Source organism: Tateyamaria sp. LSS28 (assembly GCF_059611725.1).
The window spans coordinates 475,414-493,201 of record NZ_JCAPFI010000001.1 but is presented as its reverse complement, the minus strand read 5'-3'; the positions used below and the strand labels follow the sequence as shown (position 1 = coordinate 493,201).

At 62.9% G+C, this 17,788-nt stretch carries 9 protein-coding genes; 4 read left to right on the top strand and 5 right to left on the bottom strand.

From position 1 onward, the window contains the following. Positions 1 to 15: 15 nt before the first annotated feature. The gene (gene yaaA / locus AC53L6_RS02570) at positions 16 to 789 is read left to right on the top strand and encodes a peroxide stress protein YaaA (protein ID WP_496906688.1); all 774 of its coding nucleotides are present in this window, start codon (positions 16 to 18) and stop codon (positions 787 to 789) included. Here the strand turns inward: yaaA and AC53L6_RS02565 are convergent. Beyond that, the gene (locus AC53L6_RS02565; RefSeq protein WP_496906687.1) at positions 786 to 2,966 is read right to left on the bottom strand and encodes a response regulator; all 2,181 of its coding nucleotides are present in this window, start codon (positions 2,964 to 2,966) and stop codon (positions 786 to 788) included. The two genes, yaaA and AC53L6_RS02565, sit on opposite strands and share 4 nt — an antisense overlap. 145 nt (positions 2,967 to 3,111) lie before the next feature. On the opposite strand from AC53L6_RS02565, the gene AC53L6_RS02560 reads away from it, so the two are divergent. Together AC53L6_RS02560 and pbpC are read left to right on the top strand one after the other, a co-directional pair. Then, entirely contained in the window at positions 3,112 to 8,499 is a 5,388-nt protein-coding gene (locus tag AC53L6_RS02560) for an MG2 domain-containing protein (protein ID WP_496906686.1), read from the top strand. A gap of 38 nt (positions 8,500 to 8,537) precedes the next feature. Beyond that, a complete protein-coding gene (gene pbpC / locus AC53L6_RS02555) occupies positions 8,538 to 10,451 on the top strand; it encodes a penicillin-binding protein 1C (protein WP_496906987.1) in 1,914 nt (637 codons plus the stop codon). Here pbpC and AC53L6_RS02550 read toward each other — a convergent pair. The 4 genes from AC53L6_RS02550 to AC53L6_RS02535 are packed head-to-tail and all read right to left on the bottom strand — an operon-like array spanning position 10,448 to position 17,134. After that, positions 10,448 to 12,490, bottom strand: a complete 2,043-nt coding sequence (locus AC53L6_RS02550) for a hypothetical protein (RefSeq protein ID WP_496906685.1) — start codon at positions 12,488 to 12,490, stop codon at positions 10,448 to 10,450. The two genes, pbpC and AC53L6_RS02550, sit on opposite strands and share 4 nt — an antisense overlap. Beyond that, positions 12,487 to 15,252 carry a DUF4159 domain-containing protein gene (locus AC53L6_RS02545; RefSeq protein ID WP_496906684.1) on the bottom strand — a complete coding sequence of 922 codons (2,766 nt, stop codon included), beginning with the start codon at positions 15,250 to 15,252 and terminating at the stop codon, positions 12,487 to 12,489. Before AC53L6_RS02545 ends, AC53L6_RS02550 begins: the two co-directional genes overlap by 4 nt. After that, positions 15,249 to 16,130, bottom strand: coding sequence for a DUF58 domain-containing protein (locus tag AC53L6_RS02540; RefSeq protein WP_299701280.1), 882 nt, complete (start codon positions 16,128 to 16,130; stop codon positions 15,249 to 15,251). Before AC53L6_RS02540 ends, AC53L6_RS02545 begins: the two co-directional genes overlap by 4 nt. After that, complete coding sequence (locus AC53L6_RS02535) at positions 16,127 to 17,134, bottom strand: AAA family ATPase (protein WP_299600131.1); 1,008 nt, start codon at positions 17,132 to 17,134, stop codon at positions 16,127 to 16,129. The genes AC53L6_RS02540 and AC53L6_RS02535 overlap by 4 nt, the downstream gene beginning before the upstream one ends. 69 nt (positions 17,135 to 17,203) lie before the next feature. Between AC53L6_RS02535 and AC53L6_RS02530 the strand changes: the two genes are divergently transcribed. Continuing rightward, positions 17,204 to 17,779, top strand: a complete 576-nt coding sequence (locus AC53L6_RS02530; protein WP_496906683.1) for a DUF1285 domain-containing protein — start codon at positions 17,204 to 17,206, stop codon at positions 17,777 to 17,779. Positions 17,780 to 17,788: the final 9 nt, after the last annotated feature.

The following is a 17,788-nucleotide window of genomic DNA, read 5'->3' as shown; positions in this document are numbered from 1 at the left end:
GATGAAGGGGCAGAGATGCTGGTGGTGATTTCTCCGGCCAAACGGCTGGATTGGGCAGAGCGGGACGTGCAGACGACGGCCCCAGCCATGCAGGACGACGCGGTGCGTTTGGCGCGGACGGCACGCAATCTGACATTGGGCAAACTCAAGTCTCTGATGGACCTGAGTGATGATCTGGCCCGCTTGAACCGCGACCGGTTTCAAGCCTTTGCCGACGATCCGGGTGCTGAAACGACCCGCCCCGCAATGCTCGCCTTTGCTGGGGACACGTATCAGGGGCTGGATGCGGCGTCACTGTCAGCGGATGACACGACCTATGCCCAAGACCATCTGCGCATTCTTTCGGGGCTTTATGGATTATTGCGTCCATTGGATGCGATCCAGCCTTACCGCTTGGAGATGGGCAGCCGGCTAAAGACTCGCCGGGGTGCCTCGCTATACGACTACTGGCGGACCGATCTGGCAAAGGCGCTGAACGCGCAGGCCGAACAGACGGGCGCTGATATGCTCGTGAACTGCGCAAGCCAGGAGTATTTTGGCGCCGTGCCCGAAAAGGCGCTGAAGCTGCAGCTGATTACGCCCGCGTTCATGGAGGACAAGGGGCAAGGCCCAAAGATCGTCAGCTTCTTTGCCAAGCGCGCGCGGGGCGCCATGGCACGGCACATTATCCAGAACAGAATCACGGATCTGGACGGGATGCGCAGTTTCAATACGGATGGCTACGAATACAAACCGGACCTGTCTACGGATGCCAAACCGGTGTTTGTCCGACCCTATCCCAAAAACTAAGCGGCACCTTCTTTAGGCACTTCGCCAAAGGGCGGGGTGACGCCGTCGGGGCACATGTCGTGCAACATGCCGTGGATTTCGGGTTTGCGAAGGGGCTTGGTCAGGTAATGATCCAGACCGGCCTCCAGAATCCCCTTGTCGTCACCATCCATGGCATGCGCGGTGAGCGCAACGATGGGCACGTGGCCCCCGATCTCCTTCTCCTTCGCGCGGATCGTTTCGGTTGCTTCCTTGCCGTCCATCTTGGGCATCGAGATGTCCATGAAGATCAGGTCTGGTGAAATCTTTTCGAACATCTCGACTGCTTCGATCCCATTGTTCGCAAAATGCAGATCGATATCCGCATCCTTGACCATTTTGCCAAAGACGAGCTGATTGGTCTTGTTGTCCTCGGCTGCCAACACAATCATCCGTCGCGTTTCGACCGGCTTGGGAGAGGTGCCATTCGCACCAATTACGGGGCCAACGCTTTCAAGCCGTGCAAACAGGTCAGCGCGGGGCACTGGTTTCTGCATGATGGCATGCAGATGCTCGGCACCGGGGTCGTTGGTGGCAAAGCTCGGGTTTGAACTCAGCAACAGGATTGGCGTGTTCGCGCCCGTCACACGCACGGCCTCGGCCAGCTCAAGGCCGTCCATGTCGGGCATGTTGTGGTCCGTCAGGATCAGGTCGATGTCGGTCAACTGCTCAAGCGCCTCTTCACCTGAGGCGCAACACACAACGCCCAGACCCAATTGCTCCAGCTGACGTTGAAGGATTGTTCGGTTGGCCTCAATGTCATCAACGACCATCACACGCCGCAGCCCTTCCGGAACCGGGGGATGTTCTGGCAGTTTTGCCTCGCTCAGCTTGAGCGGAATGCGGAAACCAAAGACCGATCCGATCCCTTCCTCGCTACTAACCCAAACCTCGCCCTCCATCAGCGACACAAGTCGCTGCGATATGGCAAGGCCAAGCCCTGTGCCGTCGAACTGGCGATTGCGTTCGTTTTCGACTTGATTGAACTCGCCAAAGATGTGATCGATCTTGTCCTCTGGAATGCCGATGCCGGTATCCTCGATCACGATGGTCACATCCGCATGGCCGGCTTCCAGGTCCGGAACACCAGTGACACGTACCAATACATGCCCTTCGCTGGTAAACTTGACAGCATTGCCCATCAGGTTGGTCAGCACCTGCCGGATACGTCCCGGATCACCCACATACATGGTCGGAAGGAACAGGTCGTAATCCAGCAGAAGGGTCAGACCCTTGTCACGTGCGGAGGGCTGAAGCAGCATGATGATCTCGTGAATGCTGCGCTCAAGATCGAAGGGCTCAAGATGCAATTGCAGCTTCTGCGCCTCGATCTTGGAGTAGTCGAGAACGTCGTTGATGATGACAAGCAGCGCCTCGCCCGAGTTCTTGATCGTGTCGACATAGAGATGTTGTTCTTCACTTAGCCCCGTGTCCGCCAACAGTTCTGCCATGCCCACGACACCGTTCATCGGCGTTCGGATTTCATGGCTCATATTGGCAAGGAATGCCGACTTGGCGCGGCTGGCGGCCTCCGCCTCTGCCCGGGCCGTCTTGAGTTCCTGCTGGTAGCGTACGGATTCGGTGATGTTGAGGCCAAGCGAAACGATGTCCCCGGCCTGCCCACGCCGGTCAACCAGTTTGACATACTGATTGTTCCACAGCCGCACGGTCACCGGATCAGGTTGGGGTTGCATCCATCTGTCCAGCATCTTCTGCCGCCACGCCTGGGCGTCCATCCCTTCGGTGTTCACGATACCTTCGTCCGTCATCACCTGCAGAATGGTGACGTAGTTCACGCCGGGTTGAATCGCTTCGATGTTGTCAAAGATCGCGAGGTAGCTGGCGTTGGCCGCGATCATCTGGTTGTCGGAGTTGAAGAACGCAAAGCCATCGGTGATCGTCTGTACCGAATGCCACAGGCGGCGTTCGGCGATCTGGACTTTCTGATTGGCCTGTCCAAGCTCGGTTTTGACGCGCTCATTCTCGGTCTTGACCGTTGCCACCTCGGCCCGGGTTTCGACTATTTCTCCCTGCAGGGCGGCGGCGTGTTTGCCCAGCTTGCGGTTGGCGGCTGACAGTTCGGCTTCCTTCAGCTCAAGCAAACGTTCCGCGGCCAGACGGCCGCGCCGCTCTTCTGCCAGTTTGTTTGCAAGACTCATACCGGTCCTCCGCCACACAAGATTCCCACATCATATGTCACGCCGACGGTGAAGAACCGCTTAACTGCTTCGGTGGCCCGTTGCGCCGCTCGCATGGGCCGTGTCAGACTGACGGAATTCTTAAATTGAATTTGGGAGCGGCATCATGCGCCACGCGTTGGTTGGACTGGTTGCACTACTTTGGGCAGCGGCGGCGTGGGGGCAGGGTCCGATACCGGATGATCGGTATATCGTGACCCAGGATGTCGACTATCCTGGTCAGGATCGCACATCTCTGTTCGATACAACGTTTGATGCCTGCGCGCGGGCCTGCAGCGCGGATGATGCATGCATTGGCTTCACGTTCAACGATCGGTCAAACGCTTGTTTTCCCAAGGCCCAGATCAGTGAAGAGCAGCCCTATGCCGGTGCGCGCTCGGCCAGACGGATTGTCATATCTGACGATCTGAAAACAGTGGCTGCGCGCCGTGCCGCTGCGTTGGATTTACCCGAGGCTGATTTTGATGAGGCGCGCGGATTGGCCTCTGACATTGGTTTGCGCTTTGCCCAGTCGGGTCAGGCGTTGGACGCGTCGCTGACGGCCTCCCGCGCCGCGTGGGACCGTGGGGACAGGGCCGCAGCCCTGCGCTGGACGGGAATGGCACTTGCATTGACGGACGCGCCAGACCTGTGGACACGCTACGCTTACATCGCTCTGCGCCAAGGCGATGATGTGCCGTCAGGCCAGCGTCGCAGCGCCCGGCAAGCTGCCGTGCCTGCAGCCTTGAACGGCTACTTGCGTGCTGACACCCCGGGTGGTCAGGTCAGCGCCTTGCAAACCCTTGCGGATGCCTTGGAGCTCAACGGGCGGGGGCGCGACACGATCCGAGCTTTGCGCCTGGCGCAAAGTATCCAGCCGCGCGATGACGTGGGCCGAGCGTTGGACGAAGCCATCGCAAAATACGGTTTCCGTGTTGTCGAACATCAGGTGGACAATGACAGTGCCGCCCCGCGCATCTGCGCCACCTTCTCGGAACCTTTGGTAAAAGGTGGCGTGGACTACGAGCCGTTCGTGCGTACGGCGACACCCGGCCTTGTCGTTGCTGCAGATGGACGCGACCTGTGCATCGACGGGGTGCGGCACGGAGAGCGGTACAGCGTCACATTCCGCTCCGGCCTTCCAGCCGAAAGCGGAGAGGTGCTGGCCAAGGACGTGTCGCTTAATCTCTATGTTCGCGACCGCACGCCGGTCGTTCGCTTTCCGGGGCGAGGTTACGTTCTGGCCCGCGGGGCCGGGGCAAGCATCCCCATCGAGACGGTGAATGTGAACGAGGTTGATCTCGTGCTCAGCCGGGTCAGTGACCGCAACCTTATCCAATCCCTGCGCCGTGACTTCTTTGGTCGCCCACTGTCGCAATGGCAGGTTGAGCAATTCAATTCGGATATCGCGCAAGAGATCTGGCGTGGCACGGGCGAGGTGCAGAATGACCTCAATACCGAAATGCGCACGCGTCTCCCTCTGGATGAGGCGTTGGGCGACCAGCCTCCCGGCGTCTATGTCCTGTCCGCACGCGAACAGGGGCGTGATGGCTATGACGTTGTGGCCGCGACGCAGTGGTTTGTGCTGTCCGATCTGGGGCTCAGCACGTGGCAGGGGAATGACGGCCTGACAGCCTCGGTCCGGGCGCTTAGCGATGCCGGTGCCGTGGACGGGGCAACCGTGCGGCTCATTTCTCAGGCCAACGCGGTGCTGGGAGAGGCGCAGACAGACGCCGAAGGGTTTGTCCAGTTCGATACTGGCTTGACCCGTGGACTTGGATCCGCGCGTCCGGCAATGGTGCAGGTCGAAACAGCGGATGATTTCGTATTCCTGCCGCTCACGGACCCGGCTTTTGATCTGTCCGACCGCGGGGTCGAGGGACGCCCGCCCGCGCCGCCGATTGACCTGTTTGTGACGACAGATCGCGGTGCCTATCGCCCCGGCGCCACAATCTACCTGACAGCGCTGGCGCGTGACGACAAAGCGCGAGCTATCGATGGCTTGCCGCTGACGGTCATTCTCAGCCGCCCGGATGGTGTCGAATACAGCCGGACGGTAAGTTCCAACGGACAAAGCGGTGGCCACGTCGTATCGCTGCCACTTGGACCAACAGTGCCGCGCGGGACGTGGCGGATCGAGGTGAAGGGCGATCTGAAGGCGCCCGCGCTCGCCACCGAAACCGTGCTGGTCGAGGATTTCATCCCTGACCGTATCGATGTGACGCTGACGGCTGACGACGCACCGCTCAGCCTTGATGCCCCCGCAATCGTGGATGTGGACGCGCAATACCTGTTTGGTGCGCCCGGTGCAGATCTAGCGGTCGAAGGCGATATTCAGGTGCGGCAACGCACCGGGCTCGCGGCGTATCCCGGATATCTGTTTGGCCGGCATGACGCGGCTTTCTCTCCACAACGTCGCTACGTGCAGGGCGGACGCACGGATGCGGAGGGTCGGTCCTACCTGTCCTTGCCTTGGCCAGAGGTAGAAGCCGATGACGTGCTACTCGAAGCCGTGGCGACTGTCCGCGTGTCCGACAGTGGCGGCCGCCCGGTTGAGCGCAGCCTGACCCGTCCCATTGCGCCTGAAGGTACGGTGATCGGCATCAAACCCGCTTTCGACGATGTCCTGCCCGAAGGCGGCAGCGCCGATTTCGAAGTGATCGCAGTTGATGCACCCGCCGACCTGCCGGTGCAGTGGACAGTCAACAAGATCGAAACACGGTACCAATGGTATCAACTGAACGGCAACTGGAACTGGGAACCGATCACGCGCCGTATCCGCGTGTCTCAAGGCGCTGCGGTTCTTGGCGACGCGCCCGTGCAGATCAATACGCCCACCGAATGGGGCGACTACGAGCTTGTCGTCGAAAGCACGCAAGGGGCCTATACCGCCAGCTCGGTCGCATTTGCATCTGGCTGGTATGGAGCTGCTGACAGCAGCGCGACCCCGGATCGCCTAACGCTGTCACTCGATGCCGAGAACTATCGGGTTGGCGATACCGCGCAACTGCGGATTGTGCCGCCCCACGACGGCGTGGCGCTTGTATCCGTCCTGTCCGGCAGCGTGATCTCGCGGCAGGCCATCCCTGTGCGCGCGGGCGAAACGGTGATCCCGCTTGAGGTGACGGAAGGTTGGGGCACAGGTGCCTATGTCACTGCATCGGTCTTGCGCGCAGGCGTGTCCAGCGACCCCGGCCCGGCCCGCGTGCTCGGACTGGCCCATGCCGCCATTGATCCAGAGGACAAAGCACTGACTGTGGCCATCGACGCCCCGGAAGAGGTGGGTGGCCAAGAAGGAAAGACCGAGGTGGCAGTGCGCATTGATGGTCTTGAAGGCGCTCAAGGTTTTGTCACCCTCGCTGCCGTCGATGTCGGTATCCTGAACCTGACGGGCTTCGAAGCACCGGACCCCCAAGGTCACTATTTCGGCCAGCGCCGTCTTGGCGTTGACTTGCGCGATGTCTACGGTCGCCTGATCGATGGTCAAAGCGGCGCGCTGGGCATGGTTCGGTCTGGCGGGGATGCAGGCAATTCAATGCAACGGCAAAGCCCGCCCCCAACAGAGGCGGTCATGGCCGCCTTTTCAGGTCCAATCCCAGTCGACAGCAGCGGCGTTGCCCAGGTGATGATCCCGCGTCCCAACTTCAACGGCACGATCCGGCTAATGGCTGTGGCTTGGTCGGACAAAGGCGTCGGACAAGCCGCTTCCGACCTCATCGCGCGCGACCCCGTTGTGATCTCGGCGGCCTTGCCGCGCTTCCTTGCCCCGGGGGACCAAAGCCGCGTACAGTTTGAATTCGTGCACGCCGCGGGCACATCAGGTGTGATGCCTTTGGAAGTGTCAGGCAGCGGCCTATCGGTCGGAGCAGCACCACAAACCATTGACCTGGCCGACAACGGCACCGTCCGCGTGTCCCTACCCCTCACGGCGCAAGAGATCGGAGATCACAGTATCGATGTGGCGCTGACCACACCTGATGGCATGGTCCTGACAAAGTCGCTGACACTTGGCGTTCGGGCCAACGACCCAACCATAGCCGTCACCCAGCGTCTGGAACTGGCAGCGGGTGAGGCGCTGACTTTCGACGACAATGTCTTTGCGGATCTCCGCCCCGACAGCGCAAGGGCAACGCTCGCGGCTGGACCGCTCGCCCGGTTCGACATGCCGGGGTTGATCGGGCAGCTTGACCGGTATCCCTACGGCTGCACCGAGCAGGTCACATCGGCAGCACTGCCGCTGCTCTACCTGCCGCGCACGGCGCAGGCGGCGGGTCTGGCGGATGTCGACCAGCGGATCACGACGGCCATCAATCGCGTCCTGACCCGACAGGCCAGCAACGGGGCCTTTGGCCTCTGGCGAGCGCAGTCAGGGGATTTCTGGCTGGATGCCTACGTCACCGATTTCCTCCTGCGGGCAAGTGATCAAGGGCACGCGGTGCCGGAGCGCGCCCGGCGCCTTGCCCTAGATAACCTGCGCAACAGGATCAACTACGCCCCGGATTTCGATGCAGGGGGCGAAGATATCGCCTATGCTCTTATGGTCCTGGCCCGTGCCGGGTCGGCATCAATTGGCGATCTGCGCTACTACGCTGATACCAAGGCAGAAGCGTTCTCTACTCCGCTTGCCCGCGCACAACTGGGCGCAGCCCTCGCCAGCTACGGGGAACAGACCCGCGCCGATCGGCTCTTTGGTCTGGCGCAGGACCTGGCGCTACGGAACAACACGGACACTGGCCTGTGGCGCGCCGATTACGGGACTTCCTTGCGCGATGCGGCGGGCCTTCTGCATCTGGCGGCAGAGGCGGGCAGCACCCGTATCGACCAGTCCCGCCTTGCCGCAACGGTGACGGCGGGCCGCGGTGGGTACTCCACCCAAGAGGCGGCTCAGCTTCTCATGGCCGCGCAGGCATTGCGCGACGGTGCTGGGACACCAGTGCTTTCGGTGGATGACACGCCGGTGTCCGGCCCAGTGGTCCAAAGCCGAGTGTTGGGCGACGCAGCGTCGATCATCCGCAATGTTTCGGGCCAGCCCCAGAATGTGACGCTCAGCACCTACGGCGTGCCGCTCACCCCGCCCGAGGCAGGGGGCTACGGCTACAGCATCGCCCGCGATGCCTACACGCTGGAAGGTGCACCTGCCGATGGGCCTTGGACCATAGGCGAACGACGCGTGATCGTGCTGACGGTCACGCCGTTCGAAAAAGTCGGTGCGCGGCTGATGGTCGATGATCCGCTGCCAGCGGGGATCGAGATCGACAACCCGAACCTGATCCGATCCGGTGACGTGGCAGGCCTGGATTGGTTGGAGACGGCAAATACCCAACATGCCGAGTTCCGCTCTGATCGCTTCCTTGCCGCGGTGAACCACAGCGGGTCAGAGACATTCCGCCTCGCCTACATCGCCCGCGCCGTCAGCCCCGGCGATTTCCACCACCCCGCAGCGTTGGTCGAGGACATGTACCGCGCGGAATATCGCGCGGTCACCGGCACAAGCCGCACGGTCGTGACCGAGTGAAACGGCCGCACCGCCCCCTGTTCGCCCTCGCGGGCGCGATGCTCGCAGTGGCCAGCCTGCATGACGCGTGGGATGCGTGGGTGGAGCGGACGGTGCTGCCCACAACGCTGGCCGAGACATCGGTGGAGATGCGCGACAGGCACGGCCACCTGATGCGCGCCTTTGCGGTCGAAAACGGGCGGATACGGCTGGCGGTCCCCCGCGGTGGCGTTGACCCACGGTTGACCGACATGCTGATCGCCTATGAGGACAAGAGGTTCCGCAAACATAACGGCGTAGACGGGCGTGCCATGGTACGCGCCGTGGGGCAGGCCCTTTGGTCGGGTCACGTTATCTCTGGCGGATCAACACTCACGATGCAGGTGGCTCGTCTGCTCGAAAACTCGGGCACCGGATCGATCAAGGGCAAGCTGCGCCAGATGCGGGTGGCCTGGGCGCTGGAACGACACCTCAGCAAAGACGACATCCTGCATCTCTACCTGCAACACGCCCCCTATGGCGGGCGGATCGAAGGGGTTCGCAGCGCCACGTTCACGTGGTTCGGCAAGGAACCCACGCGTCTAACCGAAGCGGAAGCGGCCCTGCTCGTGGCTCTGCCACAAGCACCGGAGGCGCGGCGACCAGACCGCCACCCAGACACCGCCCAAGCCGCACGCGACCGGGTTCTAGCCCGCGTCGGCGCCGACCCGTCGCATACCCGTGTTCCCACACAGGCTCACGCCTTGCCCCGGTTGGCCCCACACCACGCCGACGCCTTGCGTGCCGCGGATCCCGATACACAGCGTTTCAACACGACCCTGTCGATGCGCGTGCAAAAGACCATGTCCGATCTTGTCCAACTACATGCAGTGCTGCAGGCGCGAGGCGTTTCGCTGGCGCTGATGGTAATGGATCACGAAAGCGGCGAGGTGCTGGCCCGCGTAGGCGCCCCGCACTATGCCGACACAGGTGGCACACCGGGGTTCATCGACATGACACGGGCCAAGCGCAGCCCTGGCTCGACCCTGAAGCCGTTGATCTACGCGCTGGCCTTTGACCGCGGGCTTGCGCATCCCGAAACAGTCTTTGCTGACCGACCCACGCGCTTTGGCCGCTACGCACCGCAGAATTTCGATGGCGTGTTCCGTGGCGATGCTACGGCCCGGCAAGCCCTGACGCTGTCGCTCAACATCCCACCGGTTGCCCTGACCGAAGCCCTTGGCCCGGAACGGCTTATGGCAGCGCTGCGCGCACTTGGTGCCAAGCCCAAGCTGCCGGGCGGGCAGGCGGGGCTTGCCGTGGCGCTGGGTGGCGTGGGCCTCAGTCTGGAAGGCCTTGTAACTGTCTACAGCCACCTTGCCTCGGGTCGCGCAAACACACTGATCGCGCCGCGCGCTGCATGGCAAGTTGGTGATATCTTGCGGGGGATTGCGCCGCCGCCCGGTGCGCCATCAGGGCTGGCCTATAAAACGGGCACCTCCTACGGGCACCGCGACGCATGGGCTATCGGGTTCGACGGACGGCATGTCATCGGCGTCTGGATAGGCCGGCCGGATGGCACGCCTGTGCCCGGCGCTTTCGGCGGCGCACATGCGGCCCCGATCCTGTTCGAGGCGTTTGGTCGCCTGAAGCCACAGCTTGCACCAGCCCCGCCACCACCGCCGGACACATTGCTGCTTGCAACCGCGGATTTGCCGCTGCCCCTTCAACGCTTTGGCGCACGGACGGACACGGGCGACGGACCAGAAATGGTCTTTCCGCCGGACGGCGCGCGGCTGGCGCAACGCGATGCGGTCGTAAAGGTGGCAGGCGGGGCCTTGCCCCTGACCGTTCTGGTCAACGGAGCCGTGGTCGCCACAGGGGCACGAGACCGGCAAATCACCATCGGCGCACTGGACACCGGATTTTCCGAAATAGCGGTGATCGACGCATCGGGCCGTTCAACCCGCGCTGCGGTCGAGGTCCGACCCTAGCGCCGCCCCTCGCGCAGCCATGCGCCTATGATGAAGCCGGAAGCCAGCAGCAGAACCAGCCAAGGGGGCAGCAAGCCCATCTGGCGTACATCCTGCGTTTCATAGGCGCCGCGCGGTGTGATCCCGATCCAGCCACGCCCGGCAGCGGGCCGCCCTTCGCGCACTGTTCGAATGCGCGGCGTGCCGTCCTCCAGCCGCAGCACGCCACCACGCGTGCTCTCTACGCGCGGTCCAAGCAGGTCGCCTGTCGCAATCGTGGCTTCGAACTCCTTTGGCGCTGCAGGCCCCAAACCAATGACGGTGCGCGCGTCACCATTCTCAAGACGGTAAAGACCGATATCCGGCCCCTCGTACCGCGTCTCGAACCGGCCCGGGCTGACTTCGGTCATCTCCAGTTCCACCACGTTGCCGGACGGGTCGGTAATGATCACGGGAGGCACGGTATCGGACAGCGTGCGCCGCTCGATCCGCATCGACTGACCCGTGGCGGTGGCGGTCAGTGCCTCTTCCTCAAGCTCGGGTTCCTTCATCATCCAGTGGGCCAGACGGCGTAGCAATTCCAGTTGTGGCCCGCCGCCTTCGTAACCCCGGTTCCACAACCACGCGTGATCCGATGCCAGAAGCGCCACGCGGCCTTCTTCCACCCGATCCAAGATCAGAAGGGGGCGTTCATCCACACCTTCCATCACCACGCTGCCGGACTCGGCGGCAACATCGATCTGACGCAGCCAGCGACCCCAATCACCAGCGGCAGGCAGGCCCGTGGTCACAGGGTGCTTTTGCCCCAGCTCGGACACTTGCGGGCGAAAGGCCTCCTCGAGCACACGTGCCGAGGGTTGAGCAGGCATCACCGATCCAAGGGGCGAGCGATACAGGCTGTCGGCACTGGCAAAATCCGGCCCTGCCGCGACCAGCACCGCGCCGCCGTCGCGGATGTACCGCGCCACGTTGTCGAGGTAGAGGGCGGGCAGGATGCCGCGCCGCTTGTACCGGTCAAAGATGATCAGATCGAAATCGTCGATCTTCTCAAGAAACAACTCGCGGGTTGGGAAGGCGATCAGGGACAGCTCTCCCACAGGCACACCGTCCTGCTTTTCGGGTGGGCGCAGAATGGTGAAGTGGACCAGATCGACTGAGCTGTCGGACTTGAGCAGGTTGCGCCACGTCCGCCCACCGGCATGGGGTTCACCCGACACCAGCAACACGCGCAGCCGGTCTCGCACGCCGTTGATCTGAATCAGGGCGGTGTTGTTGCGATCCGTCAGCTCTCCGTCCGCTTCGGGGACAGTGAACTGGATCACGTTGCGACCGCCATGGGGCAGACTGATGGGTAGTTCGAAATCTTCGCCGGTGCGCACGTTGAAGCGCTGCGGCGGCGCACCGTCGACCGAGATATCAAGCGGGGCAAGCCCGACATCCGGGGGGACGGCACCCATATCTTCGATCCGCAAGGTCAGGGTTACAGGCTCGCCAATGATTGCAAAGGCTGGTGCGTTCTTGACCAGCAAGCGGCGGTCCCAATCCGTCTCACGCCCCGTCAGCAGCAGGTGCAGGGGGGCGGGCAGATCAAGGGGCAGGTCAGCGTCATGCACTTGCCCGTCGCTGAGCGCGATCAGGCCTGCAACACGGGCGCGCGGTTCTTCGGCCAGCGCGTCAGACAGGGCGGTCATCAGGCGGGTGCCTGCGTCTTCCTCGCCGTCCGGGACAGTGACACGGCGCACCTCGGTGCCTTCGCGGGCGGACAGGGCGGCTTCGATTGCATCAGCGGCGGACGTCGTTTGATCAGGGCGATCCCGCAGCCTTTGGCTGGCACTTTCATCTTCGGCGACGATGACAATGTCGGACAGAGGCGCGCGGTCCTCTTGTTGTAACGATGGTCCCGCCAATGCTGCGAGCACAACAAGGGCTGCCATACCGCGCAAAGCCCAGCCGTTCAGGCCGCGCATCAGGGCCAGGACAACCCCGGCAATCGCCAAGACAGCAACAATAGCTAGCACGGACCAAGGCAGCAGTGGATCAAACAATACCGTTCCGGTCATTGGCCCAACCGATCCAGCAAGGCAGGCACATGGACCTGATCGCTTTTGTAATTGCCGGTCAGCACATGCATGACCAGGTTCACGCCAAAGCGGTAGGCCAGCTCGCGCTGCCGTTCACCGCCAAAGCCACGGCCCACGGGTAGCATGGCTTGCCCGCTTGATGTCACGGCCCAGGCCGAGGCCCAGTCATTGCCGCCGATGACCACAGGGGTCACGCCGTCGTTGAGATTGCGAAAAGGCATGCCTTCGACTTGTTCAGCACCGGGTGGCGCGGCTTCGACCCAGACCTCGCCATTCTGATGGCGACCGGGGAAATCCTGCAGCAGGTAGAATGTGCGGGTCAGCACATGGTCACGGGGCACAGGCTCAAGCGCCGGAATGTCCAGGGGGGCCGCCAAATCCTGCAACTTGCGCCCGTTCGGGGTCGAGCCGCCAAAACCCGCCACATCGCCGTCACGGGTGTCAAACAGGATCAAACCGCCGGACCGCAAATAGTCGTTCAGCTTTGTATAAGCCTCTTGCGAGGGGCGTGGCTGATCCGGTGTGATGGGCCAGTAGAGGATCGGGAAAAAGGCCAACTCGTCCGTTTCCAGATCAACGGCAAATGGCGTGGCGGGCTCAACCGATGTGCGGAAGAACAGCGTATCGGATAGACCGCGCAGACCGGCCTGCGCCACCTCGTCCACATCGCGGTTGCCGGTGACCACATGTGCCAGCACAACCTCGGCTGCGGCAGCCACTTCATCCGCGGGTTCGTTTTGTGCCTGTGCGCCGGGCGCGGTGAAACCAACCAACATCGCGGCCCCAATCAGGGCCGCCGTCGTTGCGCGGACGCGGCCCGTCAATCGCCCGGACAAGGCGAGGGACGCCAACACATCCAGCAGCAAAAGTCCGATGGCCGCAGCCAACAGCATCCCACCCAGCGGGCGTTCAGGTGCGGCAGTCAGGCCCGACACCGGCACATCGGCGGGCCATGTGGCCGGCTCTAGTGTCGCGTCGGTTGTCAGCACGTTGCGGGCCAAGGCCCGATCACCCGAGACATAAACGCCGGGCAGCAGGTTTGGCCCCGTCGGGTCGCTAACCAGTGCAGGCCCCGGCACCCCGGGCATAGCACCCGCATCGCGTAGCGCGCCAAATCCATCCATAACCACCTCCGGCGTCCAGATCGTGCCCTCCAAATCACCCGCCTCGGGCGACGAAGTGGTGGCAGAGACCGCCAGACGTTCAAGCATTTCAACAAACAGACCCGACAAGGGCAGGGACGACCATTCCGCGTTTGCGGTCACATGGAACAGTACAATCTGCCCCTGACCTTCACGCTTGCGCGTCACAAGGGGTGTCCCATCGCTCAATTCGGCAATCACGCTTTCGGCCAGCGTCGGGTCAGGCTGGGCCATGACCTGCGCTGTGATGGCGACGTCATCGGGCACTGACAGGCCAAAGAAGGGTGAGTTCTCGCGGAAGGGTGCCAGCGTTTTGGGCGATCCCCAACTCATGGCCCCACCAACGCTCCTGCCTCCGGCACGCAGGCGCACCGGCATCAAAGGGTCCTGTTCACCGCGACTGATGTCGCTGGCCGCCACACGCGGGCCGGCAAAGCGCAACAGCAATCCACCTTGATCCACCCATTCAAGAATTGTCTCTGTTTCGCCATCCGACAGCGTGGCGACATCCGCCAGCACGATCACATCCGGATTTGCAGGCAACACATCGCTCAATGCCCCACGCAACAGATCTGCATTGGGCGCAAGGGCGCGCTCAAGGTAGTGTAGGGGCGACAACAGCTCCAACCCTTCGCGTCCCTCGCGGCCTGCTATCAGGGCAATCTCGCGGCGGCGCAGGCTGTCATCGACCAATGTGACGGCACCGGCAGAGCGGGCATTGGCAATCTCGAAACGGGTGACGCGTGCACGCAGTTCAGCTGGAAGAGATAAAGACGCCGTTGCCGTGGTTGCACCTGTATCAAAGACCGCATTGGCGCGAGCCAGAATGGTCGCGTTCCCCGCGGGGTCGCGGCCCTGCGCCAGAATACCAACCGTGCGCTCAGGGCCATCGTCAGCCCGCACGGAAGTTACTTCCACAAGACCGTCCGCATATGTGGCGGGCGTTAATGCGGTGATGGCAGTTGCGCTTTGCACCACCCGCACTGGTCCTCTTGCCTGCAAGGCCGACAGCAGGTCAGGACGCGCCGGGTAGTCGAGCGCATCACTGAACCAAACGGTTTCAAAGCTGCCTTCGGGCAGGACGGCCACAATGTCGGCCGCATCTGCGGGCTGCCACGGCGACGGAGCCAGACCGGGCAGCGTTGCCGAAAGCGCATTCGCAGCCCGGAAGACGGGCTGTTCAGGATCGGCAAAGTCCAGTAGCGCCACCTGCCGCCCGTTGGCGCCTGCGCGACGCAACTCGGCATCCAGTGCCTGGACAAGCCGCGGCCACCGCGCGGCACCGGCCCAGCTGCCATCTACGGCCACGAGCAACGGCCCTTCAACCGCTGTGCCGTCATCCTCAGGGTTCAGCACTGGTCCAGCCAGGCCGATGATCATCGCGGCCACGGCCAGCATCCGGATCAGCAAAAGCCACCACGGGGTGCGGTCCGACACGGTTTCGTCGTCTTGCAAGCCGAGCAGCAAGGCCACGCCGGGAAAGCGCTGGCGGATCGGGGCAGGTGGGATCGCGCGCAGGATCAGCCACAGGATCGGTAGCGCGATCAACGCCACCAGCAACCACGGGGCAGCAAAGCCGATAGGGCCAAACACGGTCATGGCCGCGCCCGTCCTGCATCCAGTGCGCGCCACAGCCACAACAGGCCCGATTGTGCAGGCGTGTCGGTGTGGTGCAGACCATATTGCCAGCCCGCAACGGAACACAGGTGCTGCAATTCGGCCTTCCGTTCGGCAAGGCGTTCCAGATACCTATCCTTCAGGTCAGACGCCTTGAGTGTTTCATGCTCCAACGTCCCACCCACGCTTTCAAAGATGGTGCGCCCCCGAAAGGGGAACGCCTCTTCCGCTGGATCAAGGACATGCAGCAGCACGCCACGCACACCCCGGTCGGCGGCTTTGGTCAGCGCGGTTTTGACATCGTCGATATTGCCCATGAAATCCGAGATGAATACCGCCCGCGCATGCGGGATCATGGCCCGGTGTTCCGGCGGGGCGTAGTCTTCCTCGGCATCCTCGGTAAACATCTCAGCCAGACGCAGGACTTGCGTATTGCCCCGGCGGGGCGGCAGACGGGTTCCGGTCAGGCCCACACGCTCTCCACCCCGGATCAGAAGGATCGCGGTGGCCAAGCCCAGGACACGGGCGCGCTCGGCTTTGGTTGGCAAATCGTTGTTTGAGGCAAAGCGCATCGCTGCCCCCTGATCGACCCACAGCATCACAGATTGCGCAATCTGCCACTCGCGCTCTCGCACGAACTGCACATCACCCATGGCGCTGCGGCGGTGGTCGATCAAGCGGCGGCTGTCGCCGATCTGGGCCGGTCGGTATTGCCAGAAATCGTCACCCATCCCCGCACGACGCCGGCCGTGGTCGCCCAACAGAACGGCGCCCGCCAACTGCTCGGCCCGGGCCAGCAGCGCGGGCAGCCGGGCCGCTTGCGTTTCGGCCTTTTCGCGCAGGGCGAGGGGGGTGATCACGCGGCGGCTTCCTTGCGGCTGAGACCGGCGGCGGTCTCTTCGATCAGGTCAGACAGGCTGTCGCCGCGCGCACGAGCCGCGAAGTTCAATGCCATCCGGTGGATCAGAACAGGGCGGGCCATGTCGATCACGTCCTCAGCGGAGGGGGCCAGGCGGCCCTGCAACAGCGCACGGGCGCGGACGGCGAGCATCAAGGCTTGGGCCGCACGGGGGCCGGGGCCCCAGGCGACCGTCTCGCGTACCTTGTCGGACGCATCGGCCTCACCCGGCCGGAAGGCCCGCACCAGATCCAGGATCATCTCGACCACGCTGTCCCCGATGGGCATCCTGCGCAGCAGGGTTTGGGCCGCCAGCAATTCTTCGCCGGTGAACACGGCGGTTGATTGCGCGTCCTCTGTCCCGGTGGTGGCAATCAGGATATCTTTTTCTGTCTCGCGGTCGGGATAGAGTACATCGATCTGGACAAGGAAGCGGTCCAACTGCGCTTCGGGCAGCGGGTACGTGCCTTCCTGCTCGATCGGGTTTTGCGTTGCCAACACGTGGAACGGTGTCCCCAAGGGGCGGTCCTGTCCGGCCACAGTCACTGTCTTTTCCTGCATCGCCTGCAACAGGGCGGACTGGGTCCGGGGCGAGGCGCGGTTGATTTCATCCGCCATCAAAAGCTGGCAGAACACCGGACCCGGTACAAAGCGGAAAGCACGTGTCCCATCCTCGGCTGTGTCCAGAACTTCCGATCCCAGAATGTCCGCCGGCATCAGGTCAGGCGTGAACTGGATGCGATTGCCGTCCAGCCCCATGACCGTGCTGAGTGTCTCGACCAGACGTGTCTTGCCCAGACCGGGCAGACCGATCAGCAGGCCGTGGCCGCCGCACAGCAGCGCGGTCAAGGTCAGGTCCACGACCCGCTCCTGCCCGATGAAGCGCTTGGTGATCGAGGCCTTGGCCTCTGCCAGCTTGTTGCCCAGCGTCTCGATTTCGGCAACAAGGTCCTCTGCTTCGGTCATGACATCTCTTCCATTCGGGATATATATTTCTGTACCAACCTATTCCCTCAATTGAGAATGGCAAAACATATGAGCGGACAAAAAACCGTGACACCGGATGCAGATGGCCTTGTGGCGTCGATCACTGCAGCAAAAACACGCGGATTGCCGCCGGTGCATCTGTGGAATCCGCCGTTCTGCGGCGACCTTGATATGCGGATCGCGCGGGACGGAACTTGGTTTTATCAAGGCACGCCGATCGGGCGGCCCGGGCTGGTCAAGCTGTTCTCGTCCATTCTCAAGCGCGAGGACGGGAAGTATTTCCTGGTTACACCGGTCGAAAAGGTGGGAATCACGGTCGATGACGCTCCGTTTGTCGCCATCGATTTCGAGGCTGAGGGGACCGGCGAGGCGCAGGTGCTGACCTTTGTGACCCATGTGGATGACGTAGCTGTGGCCGGTCCGGATCATCCGATCCGCGTTGAACGCGAACCGGAGACAGGTGAACCGTCGCCCTACATTCTGATGCGGGCGGACCTTGAGGCGTTGATCGACCGCAAGAGTTTTTATCGTCTTGTTGACCTTGGCAGCCACCACGATGGGTGGTTCGGGGTGTGGTCGCAGGGCCAGTTCTTCGGGATCATACCGTCGAACGAGTTGCCCTGACGGGCGGGG

Excerpts from the sequence above, each read along its gene's own strand:
- AC53L6_RS02550 (WP_496906685.1), bottom strand. The coding sequence starts at position 12,490 with ATGACCGGAACGGTATTGTTTGATCCACTGCTGCCTTGGTCCGTGCTA.
- AC53L6_RS02545 (WP_496906684.1), bottom strand. The coding sequence starts at position 15,252 with ATGACCGTGTTTGGCCCTATCGGCTTTGCTGCCCCGTGGTTGCTGGTG.
- AC53L6_RS02530 (WP_496906683.1), top strand. The coding sequence starts at position 17,204 with ATGAGCGGACAAAAAACCGTGACACCGGATGCAGATGGCCTTGTGGCG.
- AC53L6_RS02560 (WP_496906686.1), top strand. The coding sequence starts at position 3,112 with ATGCGCCACGCGTTGGTTGGACTGGTTGCACTACTTTGGGCAGCGGCG.
- AC53L6_RS02535 (WP_299600131.1), bottom strand. The coding sequence starts at position 17,134 with ATGACCGAAGCAGAGGACCTTGTTGCCGAAATCGAGACGCTGGGCAAC.
- yaaA (WP_496906688.1), top strand. The coding sequence starts at position 16 with ATGCTGGTGGTGATTTCTCCGGCCAAACGGCTGGATTGGGCAGAGCGG.
- pbpC (WP_496906987.1), top strand. The coding sequence starts at position 8,538 with ATGCTCGCAGTGGCCAGCCTGCATGACGCGTGGGATGCGTGGGTGGAG.
- AC53L6_RS02565 (WP_496906687.1), bottom strand. The coding sequence starts at position 2,966 with ATGAGTCTTGCAAACAAACTGGCAGAAGAGCGGCGCGGCCGTCTGGCC.